Source organism: Pseudomonas sp. 25 R 14, assembly GCF_900004755.1.
Taxonomy (GTDB): Bacteria; Pseudomonadota; Gammaproteobacteria; order Pseudomonadales; family Pseudomonadaceae; genus Aquipseudomonas; species Aquipseudomonas brenneri.
On sequence record NZ_CVTS01000022.1, the window covers coordinates 1 to 12,986 of the forward strand.

At 59.3% G+C, this 12,986-nt stretch carries 11 protein-coding genes, 4 tRNA genes and 3 pseudogenes; 5 read left to right on the forward strand and 13 right to left on the reverse strand.

The features are described from left to right. From BFQ03_RS28810 to BFQ03_RS28815, 3 genes and pseudogenes are all read left to right on the forward strand, one after another. On the forward strand, nt 1-626 hold a 626-nt coding region (locus BFQ03_RS28810; protein WP_139115632.1), incomplete at its 5' end, for a transposase. Then, a pseudogene (locus BFQ03_RS03785) lies at nt 627-1,529 on the forward strand (IS3 family transposase); the annotation flags it as partial. It abuts the gene before it with no gap. Between the two features lie 181 nt (nt 1,530-1,710). Then, on the forward strand, nt 1,711-2,361 hold the full coding sequence (locus tag BFQ03_RS28815; protein ID WP_239695219.1) for a fimbrial protein: 651 nt from the start codon (nt 1,711-1,713) through the stop codon (nt 2,359-2,361). A gap of 38 nt (nt 2,362-2,399) precedes the next feature. Here BFQ03_RS28815 and BFQ03_RS30490 read toward each other — a convergent pair. Together BFQ03_RS30490 and BFQ03_RS30495 are read right to left on the reverse strand one after the other, a co-directional pair. Continuing rightward, nucleotides 2,400-2,498, reverse strand: a pseudogene (locus BFQ03_RS30490) (lysis protein); the annotation flags it as partial. Between the two features lie 91 nt (nt 2,499-2,589). After that, nucleotides 2,590-2,706: pseudogene (locus tag BFQ03_RS30495) on the reverse strand (cell wall hydrolase); the annotation flags it as partial. Nucleotides 2,707-3,089: 383 nt separating this feature from the next. Between BFQ03_RS30495 and BFQ03_RS03790 the strand changes: the two are divergent. Next, on the forward strand, nt 3,090-3,287 hold the full coding sequence (locus tag BFQ03_RS03790; protein WP_175403877.1) for a tyrosine-type recombinase/integrase: 198 nt from the start codon (nt 3,090-3,092) through the stop codon (nt 3,285-3,287). A 113-nt stretch (nt 3,288-3,400) separates the two neighbouring features. Here BFQ03_RS03790 and BFQ03_RS03795 read toward each other — a convergent pair. Continuing rightward, nucleotides 3,401-3,477, reverse strand: a tRNA-Val gene (locus BFQ03_RS03795). 184 nt (nt 3,478-3,661) lie between these two features. On the opposite strand from BFQ03_RS03795, the gene BFQ03_RS03800 reads away from it, so the two are divergent. Continuing rightward, nucleotides 3,662-4,945: an NAD(P)/FAD-dependent oxidoreductase gene (locus BFQ03_RS03800; RefSeq protein WP_032859482.1), complete on the forward strand. Its 1,284-nt coding sequence runs from the start codon at nt 3,662-3,664 to the stop codon at nt 4,943-4,945. 164 nt (nt 4,946-5,109) lie between these two features. Here BFQ03_RS03800 and BFQ03_RS03805 read toward each other — a convergent pair. The 10 genes from BFQ03_RS03805 to accD form a co-directional block, all read right to left on the reverse strand. Further along, nucleotides 5,110-5,186, reverse strand: a tRNA-Asp gene (locus BFQ03_RS03805). A 105-nt stretch (nt 5,187-5,291) separates the two neighbouring features. Then, nucleotides 5,292-5,368: transfer RNA gene (locus tag BFQ03_RS03810), tRNA-Asp, on the reverse strand. A gap of 55 nt (nt 5,369-5,423) precedes the next feature. Further along, nucleotides 5,424-5,499, reverse strand: a tRNA-Val gene (locus BFQ03_RS03815). Nucleotides 5,500-5,661: 162 nt separating this feature from the next. Continuing rightward, on the reverse strand, nt 5,662-6,426 hold the full coding sequence (locus tag BFQ03_RS03820) for an SDR family oxidoreductase (protein ID WP_090293079.1): 765 nt from the start codon (nt 6,424-6,426) through the stop codon (nt 5,662-5,664). A gap of 11 nt (nt 6,427-6,437) precedes the next feature. Next, nucleotides 6,438-7,649 carry an O-succinylhomoserine sulfhydrylase gene (locus BFQ03_RS03825; protein ID WP_032859481.1) on the reverse strand — a complete coding sequence of 404 codons (1,212 nt, stop codon included), beginning with the start codon at nt 7,647-7,649 and terminating at the stop codon, nt 6,438-6,440. Between the two features lie 66 nt (nt 7,650-7,715). Then, on the reverse strand, nt 7,716-9,221 hold the full coding sequence (gene purF / locus BFQ03_RS03830; protein WP_032859480.1) for an amidophosphoribosyltransferase: 1,506 nt from the start codon (nt 9,219-9,221) through the stop codon (nt 7,716-7,718). Between the two features lie 41 nt (nt 9,222-9,262). Beyond that, entirely contained in the window at nt 9,263-9,820 is a 558-nt protein-coding gene (locus BFQ03_RS03835; RefSeq protein WP_032859479.1) for a CvpA family protein, read from the reverse strand. 196 nt (nt 9,821-10,016) lie between these two features. Continuing rightward, a complete protein-coding gene (locus BFQ03_RS03840) occupies nt 10,017-10,670 on the reverse strand; it encodes an SPOR domain-containing protein (protein WP_065942503.1) in 654 nt (217 codons plus the stop codon). Continuing rightward, complete coding sequence (gene folC, locus BFQ03_RS03845) at nt 10,654-11,961, reverse strand: bifunctional tetrahydrofolate synthase/dihydrofolate synthase (protein WP_032859476.1); 1,308 nt, start codon at nt 11,959-11,961, stop codon at nt 10,654-10,656. Before folC ends, BFQ03_RS03840 begins: the two co-directional genes overlap by 17 nt. Beyond that, entirely contained in the window at nt 11,958-12,878 is a 921-nt protein-coding gene (accD, locus tag BFQ03_RS03850; protein ID WP_032859684.1) for an acetyl-CoA carboxylase, carboxyltransferase subunit beta, read from the reverse strand. Before accD ends, folC begins: the two co-directional genes overlap by 4 nt. Nucleotides 12,879-12,986 lie beyond the last annotated feature (108 nt).

A 12,986-nucleotide genomic window follows, 5' to 3' on the forward strand; every position in this document is an offset into this window, starting at 1 on the left:
TCATCTGCGATCAGCAAATTGCACAAGTGCTCATCAAGCTTTCGCAGGAAAAGGTGCGTCCGTCAGAACCATTACCTAAACCGCGCCATAAAACTCGGCAACCCAATGCGCTTAACTTCGATGTTCGCACCTTGCTCTATCAACTGGTCGGCGTGGACCTCACGCAAATACATGGCATTGGCCCCTTTTTGGCACTTCGGCTGGTCGCCGAATGCGGTACAGATCTGAGCCGATGGCGCACTTGTCATCATTTCACTTCGTGGCTGACGCTCGCGCCGGGATGTAGGATCAGTGGCGGTAAGGTGCTTTCCGCTCATACTCGGAAAACTAAGAATCGAGTGACCGCCCACCTGCGCTTGGCTGCTGTCACAGTAGGGAGAACGAGTACTGCGCTTGGGGCCTTCTATAGACGCCTTGCCGCTCGAATCGGAAAAGCCAAAGCAGTCACAGCGACCGCCCGAAAAATTGCGATTCTGTTCTACAACGCGATGCGTTTCGGTATGAGCTATCAGGACCCCGGAGCAGACCAGTACGAACAGAGATATCGGGAACGAGTCGTAAAAGGTCTACATCGCCGTGCTGCCGAATTTGGTTTCACTCTTCAGCCAACAGAGGGTGTTTCTTAGGAAGGCTACCGCGCTCTTGATGTCGGAAGATCACGAGCGTTCGCGCTGATTGACCAGTTGAGCGCCCATGAGCCGGTTGATTGGCTGTGCAAGGTGTTTGACGTCACTCGCTCGTGTTACTACGCCCAGCGCCTGCGGCGCCGCACGCCCGATGTTGAACGGCTTCGATTACGTAGTCGCGTCAGTGAGCTGTTCTCGCAAAGTCGCAGCTCTGCGGGCAGTCGTAGCATTCTGTCGCTGATGCGTGAAGACGGTGAGCAACTCGGTCGATTCAAAGTGCGTAGCTTGATGCGCGAGCTTGATTTAGTCAGCAAACAACCCGGCTCCCATGCCTACAAACGAGCAACAGTAGAAAGACTGGATATCCCGAACACATTGAACCGCGAGTTCGACGTGCCAGCGCCCAATCAAGTCTGGTGCGGCGATATCACCTACATTTGGGCGCAAGGAAAGTGGCATTACCTGGCTGTCGTCTTGGATCTTTGTACGCGTCGGATCGTGGGTTGGGCGCTGTCGGAAAAGCCAGACGCTGAGCTGGTGATCAAAGCGTTGGATATGGCCTACGAGCAGCGTGGCAGGCCTTCGGATCTGCTATTCCACTCGGACCAAGGATCGCAATATGCAAGCCGACTCTTTCGCCAGCGGTTGTGGCGATACCGCATGCGCCAGAGCATGAGTCGACGAGGAAACTGCTGGGATAACGCACCGATGGAGCGCGTATTTCGCAGCTTGAAAACAGAATGGATACCGACCGTGGGCTATCGAACTGCGCAGGAAGCACAGCGCGATATCAGCCATTTTTTGATGCATCGCTACAACTGGATTAGGCCTCATCAATTCAACGATGGGTTGGCTCCAGCGCGGGCCGAGGCAAAACTTAACGTCGTGTCCGGGATTAGTTGACCACTACAGACCGTATGCAAATAAAGTCTACAAAACCAACATCGATGGGCTGGGAGTCGCCTTCAAAAATAGTTCGGGGCTGGTGCTGCCCGGGCTAGGCACTAGACGGCCAACGAATTGTAACTCCTCCACTCCATGCCCTATCCCTCTTTACAACGTTACTAACTTTGAGTTGATTTTGGTGAAAATTGGTGATGTGAAACCTGGCGTGCTCCGGGGCGGAACTCTGCCCGCAGTACAGCTCTACTTCAACGCCAACACCGTCAGAATGTTGGGGTTCTATGTTGAAATTGCAGGCACCATCCAGATTGTTTCGCGAACCTGCAGCACTCCGGATGTGGTGGTACCGATGGGAACACATCAGACCAAGGAATTTACTGGGCTTAACAGCGCCAGCGGTTGGCAGAACTTTTCCATTGATTTGAACAACTGCCCAGCGTTCCACGGTACATATAGCACGAACGTCCCGAGCTGGACTTCGCAGAGCGGAGATTATCCGTCCGGTGTAGGCACTAGTGGATCTAGAGATAACAACAGCCTGCTGTTTCGCATTGATCCCGCTCGACCACCGATTAGCGCGCCCACCGGCGTTTTGAGCCTTGACCCGAGCGCTACGGATGGTGCCCCCGCAGCCAGCGGCGTTGGCATTCAGATTGCCACACCCAATAATGCCCCCGTGCCACTTGGAAGAAATCGGAGTAGTGGACTCAGCCTAAGAACCAGCGAGGGGAGTTATTCGATCCCTCTGCGTGCCCGTTACTTGCAGACCGAGAAGCAGGTAACACCAGGGCCGGCTAATGCATCGGCAACATTCACGATTACATATCAGTGACTGAATTCCCCTCCGGCACAATAGATATCTCCAGCCCGTCAGCGCGCAATGGCTCTGACATACGCCTGGCACGCCCGCAGCGCGATCAATCCTCTATCGCCGGCATCGGTGATGGCGATAATTCGTTGAGCATGCGCCAGTCCTGCACCTGCCAGGTGACTCCGGCGGCGATGTCCATCAGCACTAGGACCATCACCACCAGCCCGGCCATCTTCTGGACGGGCGTCATCACGGCACATCCTTGAAAAAGACGTGGTGCCCGAGGCGTAGCGTCTGCTTGGCCTTCGCCGCCCAGGCTGGGGCCTTGGGCATCGTGGTTGCGTAGTAGTGCGTGGCCCCGCCGGTTAGCGAGGTCGAGCCTTAATCGACCCACGGGTAACCGCGATGAGAATCGTGCCTCGACCCGGCCGGAGCAGCTTAGATCCGTGCGAGAACAAGAGTGCAGTCGGGAAGATCCGCGGACTGTGAGAAAAATCCTGAGATTACCGGCCAGCCATGTGCGGGCCGGATGCTCTCCAGAAAGCCTTGCGAAGGGTTTTGCGGAAAGCTTTTTTAGCTGCGGCGACCAGACCCTGGCGAGCCACCGCGAACCGGGCCACCTTTCTGCTCGTAATAACCTGAGAGGAGGTGCATTTCCTCTCTTTTAATTCGAGCTTCCATCGCTCTAATTTCTGCGGGCATACCAGCACCGTGGCCAGGCTCGGGACGACTCACATGCCTACGACAATGTGCCAGCGGGTGAGCGGCCAACGTTTCATGAGATCCGCGCATTGGGTGCCTGGCTGTACGAACAGCAGGGATTTGCACAGGAATACATACAGGGATTGATGGGTCACGCTGACGTGAAAATGACCGAGCATTATCAGTCTGGCCACGGGGATGGTGAGGTCATTTACATGAAGGTGAAAGCCGACCTAAACGTGTAGCTCGAAGGTCGTTTGCCCAAAGTATTCCCAATGTTTGCCCAAACGATAGGCAACAAAAAAGGGCCCACCTTTCGGTGAGCCCTTCTAGACCGCCCAGCAGAGCGGATTTTGTTTGGTAGGCGCGATTGGACTCGAACCAACGACCCCCACCATGTCAAGGTGGTGCTCTAACCAACTGAGCTACGTGCCTGCTGTGAGGCGGCATTCTACGGAATTCCCGAGGGGTGTCAACACCTTTTTTGCAGCTAAGCCTATGAATATGCGAATTTTTTATTTTTGCTCGGTAGAGCTGCTTTTCCCGCATGGCTGGCAGGGGATTTTCAACTCAGGTAGGATCGGCGCACTCGTAAAAAATATAAAACAGAGGTTCCAGTATGGCGAACACCCCCTACCCCCAGTCGTATTACGCCGCGTCCGCCAATGCGGTTCCTCCCCGGCCGGTCCTGCAAGGCGAAGTCGAAACCGACGTGTGCGTGATCGGCGCCGGCTATACCGGGTTGTCGAGCGCACTGTTCCTGCTGGAGAGCGGCTTTCGCGTGACGGTACTGGAAGCCGCCAAGGTGGGCTTCGGGGCTTCAGGGCGCAATGGTGGGCAGATCGTCAACAGCTACAGCCGTGATATCGATGTGATCGAGCGTAGCGTCGGCCCCCAGCAGGCGCAGCTATTGGGGCAAATGGCGTTTGAAGGCGGCAGGATCATTCGTGAGCGGGTCGCCAAATACCAGATCCAGTGCGACCTGAAGGACGGTGGTGTATTTGCCGCGCTCAATAGCAAGCACATGGGCCACCTGGAGTCGCAGAAGCGCCTATGGGAGCGCTATGGCCATACTCAGCTGGAGTTGCTCGATGAGCGGCGCATCCGCGATGTGGTGGCCTGTGAGAACTACGTCGGTGGCCTTTTGGACATGAGCGGTGGGCATATCCACCCGCTCAACCTGGCATTGGGCGAAGCGGCGGCGGTGGAGTCCCTCGGCGGCACGATCTACGAGCAGTCCGCAGCGGTGCGTATCGAGCGCGGCGCCAATCCTGTCGTCCACACCGCCCAAGGCAAGGTGAAGGCCAAATTCATCATCGTCGCCGGCAACGCCTACCTGGGCAACCTGGTGCCTGAGCTGGCAGCCAAGTCGATGCCTTGCGGCACACAAGTAATTACCACAGCCCCTCTGGGTGATGAACTGGCTAAAACCCTGCTGCCCCAGGATTTCTGCGTCGAAGATTGCAACTACTTGCTCGACTATTACCGACTGACCAGCGACAAGCGCCTGATCTTCGGTGGTGGCGTGGTGTATGGCGCGCGGGATCCGGCGAATATTGAAGCGATTATCCGCCCGAAGATGCTCAAGGCGTTCCCGCAATTGAAGGATGTGAAAATCGACTACGCCTGGACCGGCAATTTCCTACTGACCCTGTCGCGATTGCCTCAGGTCGGGCGCCTGGGTGACAACATCTACTACTCCCAGGGCTGTAGCGGCCATGGTGTGACGTATACACACCTGGCAGGCAAGGTGCTGGCCGAAGCCCTCAAAGGCCAGGCCGAGCGTTTTGATGCGTTTGCCGACCTGCCCCACTATCCGTTCCCGGGCGGCCAACTGCTGCGAACCCCATTTGCGGCGCTGGGCGCGTGGTACTACGGGCTGCGGGACAAGCTGGGCTTCTGATCGACACCCTGCAGGGGCCGGCTTGCCGACTCCTACAGGGCGCATCATCAAATCGCAGACACAAAAAACCCCGGTCTTTCGACCAGGGTCTTTGCTATCGATCCAATCAAGCATGAAGCTTGCCTTGGCGCTCTCAGGGTGTTCAGTGGACCCTGGAACAGATATGGCGCAGCGGACGGGACTCGAACCCGCGACCCCCGGCGTGACAGGCCGGTATTCTAACCGACTGAACTACCGCTGCGTATCGCTCAGACTGCTGAAGTGTCACCTTCAACCGCCTTCAAACATCTGACTGAGCAGCCTTGGCTGTTCAATCTCAAATCCGAATCATCGGACCTGGAAAATATGGCGCAGCGGACGGGACTCGAACCCGCGACCCCCGGCGTGACAGGCCGGTATTCTAACCGACTGAACTACCGCTGCGCGTCGGTGCAACCTTTAACGTTGCGTCTTGCCCGAAGGCAAAACTCTCAAGAAGTGGTGGGTGATGACGGGATCGAACCGCCGACCCTCTGCTTGTAAGGCAGATGCTCTCCCAGCTGAGCTAATCACCCTTTGCTTCGTTGAGGCCGCGAAATTTACGCAGGTAGCGGACCTAAGTCAATAGCAGGATTGAGTTTTTTTCAAAAACAGCTGTAAGTTGCAAGCTTCAAGCTGCAAGTCAAAAGCCACCGAAAATCCGCTTTCACTTGCAGCCTGTAGCTTGAAGCTGCCCCTCACGGCTCATAGACCATCTTCTTGCTCATGCCGCCATCCACTACGAACTCTTGCCCTGTCACAAACCCAGCGCTGCGCGACAGCAGCCACGCCACCATGGCCGCCACATCCTCAACCGTCCCAACCCGGCCCGCAGGATGCTGCGCATGATCGGCGTCACTCAACGGCTCTGCGCGGCGCGCTGCGGGATCACGGGCATCAATCCAACCAGGACTGACAGCGTTGACCCGAACCTCTGGCCCCAGGCTGATGGCTAGCGCATGGGTCAGGGCCAACAGGCCGCCCTTGCTCGCCGCATACGCCTCGGTATCGGGCTCCGACTGCTGGGCCCGGGTCGAGGCCAGGTTGACGATAGAACCGCCATGAGCGCGCAGATAAGGCGCGCAATGCTTGGCCAGCAGCATCGGCCCACTGAGGTTCACCGCCAATACCCGGTTCCAGTAAGCCAGGTCCAGGCTGTCCAGCGTGATATTGCGCGGATCGGCCACAGCGGCATTGCACACCAACGCATCCAGGCGCCCGAACTGGCCAAGCACTTCAGCCACCCCAAGGGCCACCTGCTGCTCGTCGGCCACGTCCATGGTGATAAACCAGGCGTTATCGCCCAGTACTTTGGACACCTTGGCGCCCCGCTCGCGATCCAGATCGGCCAACACCACCTGCCAGCCTTCGCTGATCAACCAGGCCGCGATCCCCAGGCCGATGCCCCGTGCCGCGCCCGTCACCAGCGCGACTCGACCATTACTGGCGCCAGCCGCCTCCAGGGACCACTCGATCACAAGGCAGCCAGCCCGCGAGCCAGGTCAGCCTGCAAGTCAGTCACGTCTTCCAGGCCCACTGCAACGCGGATCAGGCTGTCACGAATACCGGCCGCTTCACGCTCCTGCGGGGTAAGGCGACCATGGGAAGTGGTGCCTGGATGGGTAATGGTGGTTTTGCTATCGCCCAGGTTGGCGGTGATGGAAATCAGGCGCGTGGCATCGATAAAGCGCCATGCACCCTCCTTGCCACCCTTGACCTCGAAGCTGACCACCGCACCAAAGCCACGCTGCTGACGCTGGGCCAGTTCGTGTTGCGGGTGACTCTTCAAGCCAGCGTAGTGAACCTTTTCGATTCCGTCCTGCTGCTCCAGCCATTGCGCCAGGGCCTGGGCGTTGGCGCAATGGGCCTTCATCCGCAGGCTCAGGGTTTCCAGGCCCTTGAGGAAAACCCATGCATTGAACGGGCTCAGGGTCGGGCCAGCAGTGCGCAAGAAGCCCACGACTTCCTTCATCTGCTCGCCACGGCCGGCAACCACGCCCCCCATGCAACGGCCCTGGCCATCGATGAACTTGGTGGCCGAATGCACCACGATGTCCGCCCCCAGCTTCAGTGGCTGCTGCAGGGCTGGCGTGCAGAAGCAGTTATCCACCACCAGCATCGCGCCCTTGGCATGCGCCACTTCGGCGAGGGCGGCGATGTCCACCAGCTCTGCCAATGGGTTGGACGGCGACTCGACGAACAGCAATTTGGTATTGGCCTTGATCGCCGCGTCCCAGCCGGAAAGATCCGCCAGCGGCACGTAGTCGACTTCAATACCAAAACGCTTGAAGTACTTCTCGAACAGGCTGATGGTCGAACCGAACACGCTACGCGACACCAACACGTGATCGCCGGCACTGCACAGACTCATGACCACGGCGAGAATGGCCGCCATGCCAGTGGCCGTGGCGACAGCCTGCTCTGCCCCTTCCAGCGCCGCGATACGCTCTTCGAAGGCGCGTACGGTCGGGTTGGTGTAACGGGAGTAGACATTGCCCGGCACTTCGCCAGCAAAGCGTGCCGCCGCGTCGGCTGCGGTACGGAACACGTAGCTGGAAGTGAAGAACATCGGGTCACCGTGCTCACCTTCCGGCGTGCGGTGCTGGCCGGCGCGCACAGCCAGGGTATCGAAAGCCACGCCATCGAGGTCGCTGTCCAACCGACCGGCATCCCATTCCTGACTCATGCTGCCACTCCTTCACTCAATTCTTTATTTAAGATACAAAACCGGCCCCTCAGGGCCGGTCGTTACTCAGTTGTTGTACAGATCGATGATCGCACTGACCGCCTGGGTCTTGATCTTCGAAGAGTCGTTGCGCGCCTGCTCGATCTTGTTCAGGTAAGCCTCGTCGACGTCACCCGTCACGTACTTGCCATCGAAGACCGCACAATCGAACTGCTCGATCTTGATCTTGCCGCCACCCACCGCTTCGATCAAGTCAGGAAGATCCTGATAGATCAGCCAATCAGCGCCGATCAGATCAGCCACATCCTGGGTCGAACGATTGTGGGCAATCAGTTCGTGGGCGCTCGGCATGTCGATACCGTACACGTTCGGGTAACGCACGGCTGGTGCGGCGGAACAGAAGTACACGTTCTTCGCCCCGGCTTCGCGAGCCATCTGGATGATCTGCTTGCAGGTGGTGCCGCGCACGATGGAGTCATCCACCAGCATCACGTTCTTGCCGCGGAACTCCAGCTCGATGGCGTTGAGCTTCTGGCGGACCGACTTCTTGCGCGCTGCCTGGCCCGGCATGATGAAGGTGCGGCCAATGTAGCGGTTCTTGACGAAGCCTTCGCGGAACTTGACGCCCAGGCGGGTGGCCAACTCCAGCGCCGCAGTGCGGCTGGTGTCCGGGATAGGGATCACCACGTCGATGTCGTGCTCCGGACGCTCGCGCAGGATTTTCTCGGCGAGCTTCTCGCCCATGCGCAGACGCGCCTTGTACACCGAGACACCGTCGATGATCGAATCCGGACGCGCCAGGTAGACGTGCTCGAAGATGCACGGGGTGAGTTTCGGGTTGACCGCGCACTGACGGGTGTGCAGCTTGCCGTCTTCGGTGATGTACACCGCCTCGCCCGGGGCCAGATCGCGGACCAGGGTAAAGCCCAGCACATCCAGGGATACGCTTTCGGAGGCGATCATGTACTCGACGCCTTCGTCGGTGTGGCGCTGGCCGAACACGATCGGACGAATGCCATGCGGATCGCGGAAACCAACAATCCCGTAGCCGGTGATCATGGCCACGACCGCGTAGCCACCGACGCAGCGGTTGTGCACGTCAGTCACAGCGGCAAACACGTCTTCTTCGGTCGGCTGCAACTTGCCGCGCTGGGCCAGTTCGTGGGCAAACACGTTGAGCAGCACTTCCGAGTCGGAATTGGTGTTGACATGGCGCAGGTCAGATTCGTAAATCTCCTTGGCCAGTTGCTCAACATTGGTCAGGTTGCCGTTGTGCGCCAGGGTAATACCGTAAGGCGAGTTGACGTAAAACGGTTGAGCTTCGGCCGAAGTCGAGCTACCAGCCGTCGGATAACGCACATGACCAATGCCCATGTGCCCGACGAGGCGCTGCATGTGACGCTGATGGAACACGTCACGTACCAGGCCATTGTCCTTGCGCAGGAATAACCGGCCGTCGTGGCTGGTCACAATACCGGCAGCGTCCTGGCCGCGGTGCTGGAGGACGGTTAGCGCGTCATACAGCGCCTGATTGACGTTCGACTTACCGACGATACCGACGATGCCACACATGCGACGCAACCCCTACTTAATGAATCTTGACTGAACCCTGCTTACTGCGGCGCGTTGCCCGGCAAGAGGTGTTCCTTGAACGGAAGATCAGCGGGTACGCTGATTCCGCTGGCCAGCCACTGACTGCTCCACCCCAATATGAGGTTCTTGGACCAATCTGCAACCAATAGAAATTTTGGCACGAGACTCGACTCCTGCCACCATGCATCCTGCTGTACCGGGCCCAGGCTCAACAGCCCGACCGCAATGACCACCAGCAACGCGCCACGCGCGGCACCAAAGGCCATGCCGAGAAATCGATCGGTCCCGGAGAGGCCGGTGACACGTATCAATTCGCCGATAAGATAATTGACCATTGCTCCCACCAGCAGCGTGGCGATGAACATGATGGCGCAGCCCGCGATGACACGAGCCGAAGGTGTTTCGATGTAGCCGGCCAGGTAAACGGCCAGGGATCCGCCGAACATCCAGGCGACGACTCCTGCAACGATCCAGGTCAGCAGCGACAATGCTTCTTTGACGAAGCCGCGGCTTAGACTGATCAATGCGGAGATGGCGATGATGGCTACGATCGCCCAATCAACCCAGGTAAATGGCACAGTGCAGCCTACAGACGGATAAGGCGGCGCATTTTAGCAGAGCGCCGGGCTATCGGTAAGCGGTGATTGGCGGTCCATTGCAAATCAATAGGTTGTGGCAGGCTGCGGCCATCTCAAGACAGGCAAAAACCAATGTGGGAGCGGGCTTGCCCGCTCCCACACAAGCCTGCACACACATTTTGAGGTATTGCCAGAATCAGCCACGTTCTGGCTGGAAGCGCACCACAAACCCCTTCAGATTCTGCTGGCGCCCCAACAGGTCACGCAGGCGATCCGCCTCGGCGCGTTCGATCAGCGGCCCGACAAACACCCGGTTCTTGCCATCGGCAGTACGGATATAGGCGTTATAACCTTGGCTACGCAGGGTTTTCTGCAAAGCTTCGGCACTCTCGCGATTGGACAGGCTGGCAAGCTGCACCGACCAACTGATCGGCAGGCCATTGGGATCAATACGGCTTTGGCCGACATCCGGTTTGCCTGGCGCAGCAGGCTGCGGCGCGACAGGTTTTGGTGCCGGGGCAGGCGCCGCAGGCTTGGCAGCCACGACTGGCGCAGGCTTCACCACGGGAACGCTGGGCTGAATCGGCGCCGTGGGCGCCTGCTGCTGGGCAATCTCAGCGTCAGTCAGCACCGGTTCCTCCTCGGGCAACGCCTGCGGCTCAGGCACCACCACCGGCTCGACCTGAACCTGCGGTATCACCGGGGCCTGGGGTGCAGCCGGGGCCTCAACCGTGACCTGGCGCTGCTCGTCCTGGCGAGAAAACAGCATCGGCAGGAAAATCACCGCCAATGCCACCAGCACCAGGGCTCCGACCATTCGCTGCTTGTATGCGCTATCCAGTAATGCCATGTGCAGCTTCCTCCGTGGAGCGCCGGGCCAACCATTCAAGCGCCTCGGCAACACAATAAAATGATCCGAACAACAGAATCTCGTCCTCGGCCGTTGCCACCGCGCATTGAGCCTCCAACGCAGCGCTCACGCTTGCATGGGACGTCACCGTCGCCCCAAGGTTCTGCAACACCACCTGCACCTCATCAGCCGTGCGGGTGCGCGGCGTATCCAACGGGGCGACCGCCCAGGACTGCACATTACCCAACAGCGGTGCGACCACACCGTCCAGATCCTTGTCCGACAGCAGGCCGAACACCGCCAGGCGCCGACCCGCTGGCGCTTGACGCACCAAACGACGCGCCAGGTACTGCGCAGCATGCGGGTTATGCCCGACATCCAGCAACAGATTCAAGCGCTTGCCTTGCCATTCGAACGAACGACGATCGAGGCGCCCAACCACTTGGGTACGCTGCAAGGTATCGGCAATCTGCCCGGCATTCCACGGCAGATCCAACAACAGGTATGCCTGCAGGGCGAGTGCAGCGTTTTCCATGGGCAGGTTCAGCAGCGGCAGGCCGTGCAGCTCGACACCCTGGCCCCGCGCGTCGACACCGCGCCACGACCATTGATCGTCAGCCACTTCCAGGGAGAAGTCCCGGCCCCGCAGGAAAAACGGGCAATCCAGTTCGCGCACCTTGTCCAGCAAGGTCTGTGGCGGATCCAGGTCGCCGCACAACGCCGGCTTGCCCTGGCGGAAGATCCCGGCCTTTTCATAGGCCACGGATTCGCGGGTATCGCCCAGGTAATCAACGTGATCCACGCCAATGCTGGTGACCAACGCAAGATCGGCATCCACCACATTGACCGTGTCCAGGCGCCCGCCCAGGCCGACTTCCAGCACCACCGCATCCAGCTGTTCACGCTCGAACAGCCAGAACGCGGCCAGGGTGCCCATCTCGAAATAGGTCAGGGACGTTTCACCACGCCCGGCATCCAGCGCCGCAAAGGCTTCACACAACTGCTCATCGGTGGCTTCGACACCGTTGAGTTGCACGCGCTCGTTGTAACGCAGCAAGTGTGGCGAGCTGTAGACGCCAACCTTCAAGCCCTGGGCCTGCAGCAACGCGGCGACAAAGGCGCAGGTAGAACCCTTGCCGTTGGTGCCGGTGACCGTGATCACCCGCGGCGCAGGTCGACCCAACCCAAGGCGGGCCGCTACCTGTTGCGAGCGCTCCAGGCCCATGTCGATGGCTGACGGATGCAACTGCTCAAGGTAGGCGAGCCATTCGCCCAGGGTTCGTTGGGTCATAGGTTTGCAGGCACCGGTGGCACCACGATTGGCTCGACAGGTGCGGCAACGTACTCAGGCGTCGGCAGGTCCATCATCTGTGCCAGCAGGTTGCCCAGGCGCGGACGCAGCTCGGAACGGGCGATGATCATGTCGATGGCGCCGTGCTCCAGCAGGAACTCGCTGCGCTGGAAGCCTTCCGGCAGTTTTTCACGCACGGTCTGCTCGATCACGCGCGGGCCGGCAAAACCGATCAGCGCCTTGGGCTCGGCAACAATCACGTCGCCCAGCATCGCCAGGCTGGCGGAAACGCCGCCGTAGACCGGATCGGTCAGCACGGAGATGAACGGGATACCTTCTTCACGCAGACGCGCCAATACCGCAGAGGTCTTGGCCATTTGCATCAGCGAGATCAACGCTTCCTGCATCCGCGCACCACCGGAGGCGGCGAAGCAGATCATCGGGCAACGGTTTTCCAGGGCGTAGTTGGCGGCACGTACAAAACGCTCACCGACAATGGCACCCATGGAGCCACCCATGAAGGAAAACTCAAACGCGGACACCACCACCGGCATGCCCAACAGCTTGCCGCTGATGGAGATCAGCGCGTCTTTTTCACCGGTCTGCTTTTGCGCAGCAGTCAGGCGGTCCTTGTACTTCTTGCCGTCGCGGAACTTGAGACGGTCCACCGGTTCCAGGTCAGCACCCAGTTCGGCACGGCCATCGGCGTCGAGGAAAATGTCGATACGGGCGCGGGCGCCGATACGCATGTGATGGTTGCACTTGGGGCAAACGTCCAGGGTCTTTTCCAGCTCCGGGCGGTACAACACCGCGTCGCAGGATGGGCACTTGTGCCACAGACCTTCAGGGACCGAGCTTTTTTTCACCTCGGAACGCATGATCGAGGGGATCAGTTTGTCTACTAACCAGTTGCTCATGCTTTCTTTCTCCAGTACCGGTGGCTTGAACACAGCCCCGCGTATGCCCTTGAGCTAAATTCATTGATGTGGCGATGACACCTGCAGGACGGGGTCAGACGTTCGACC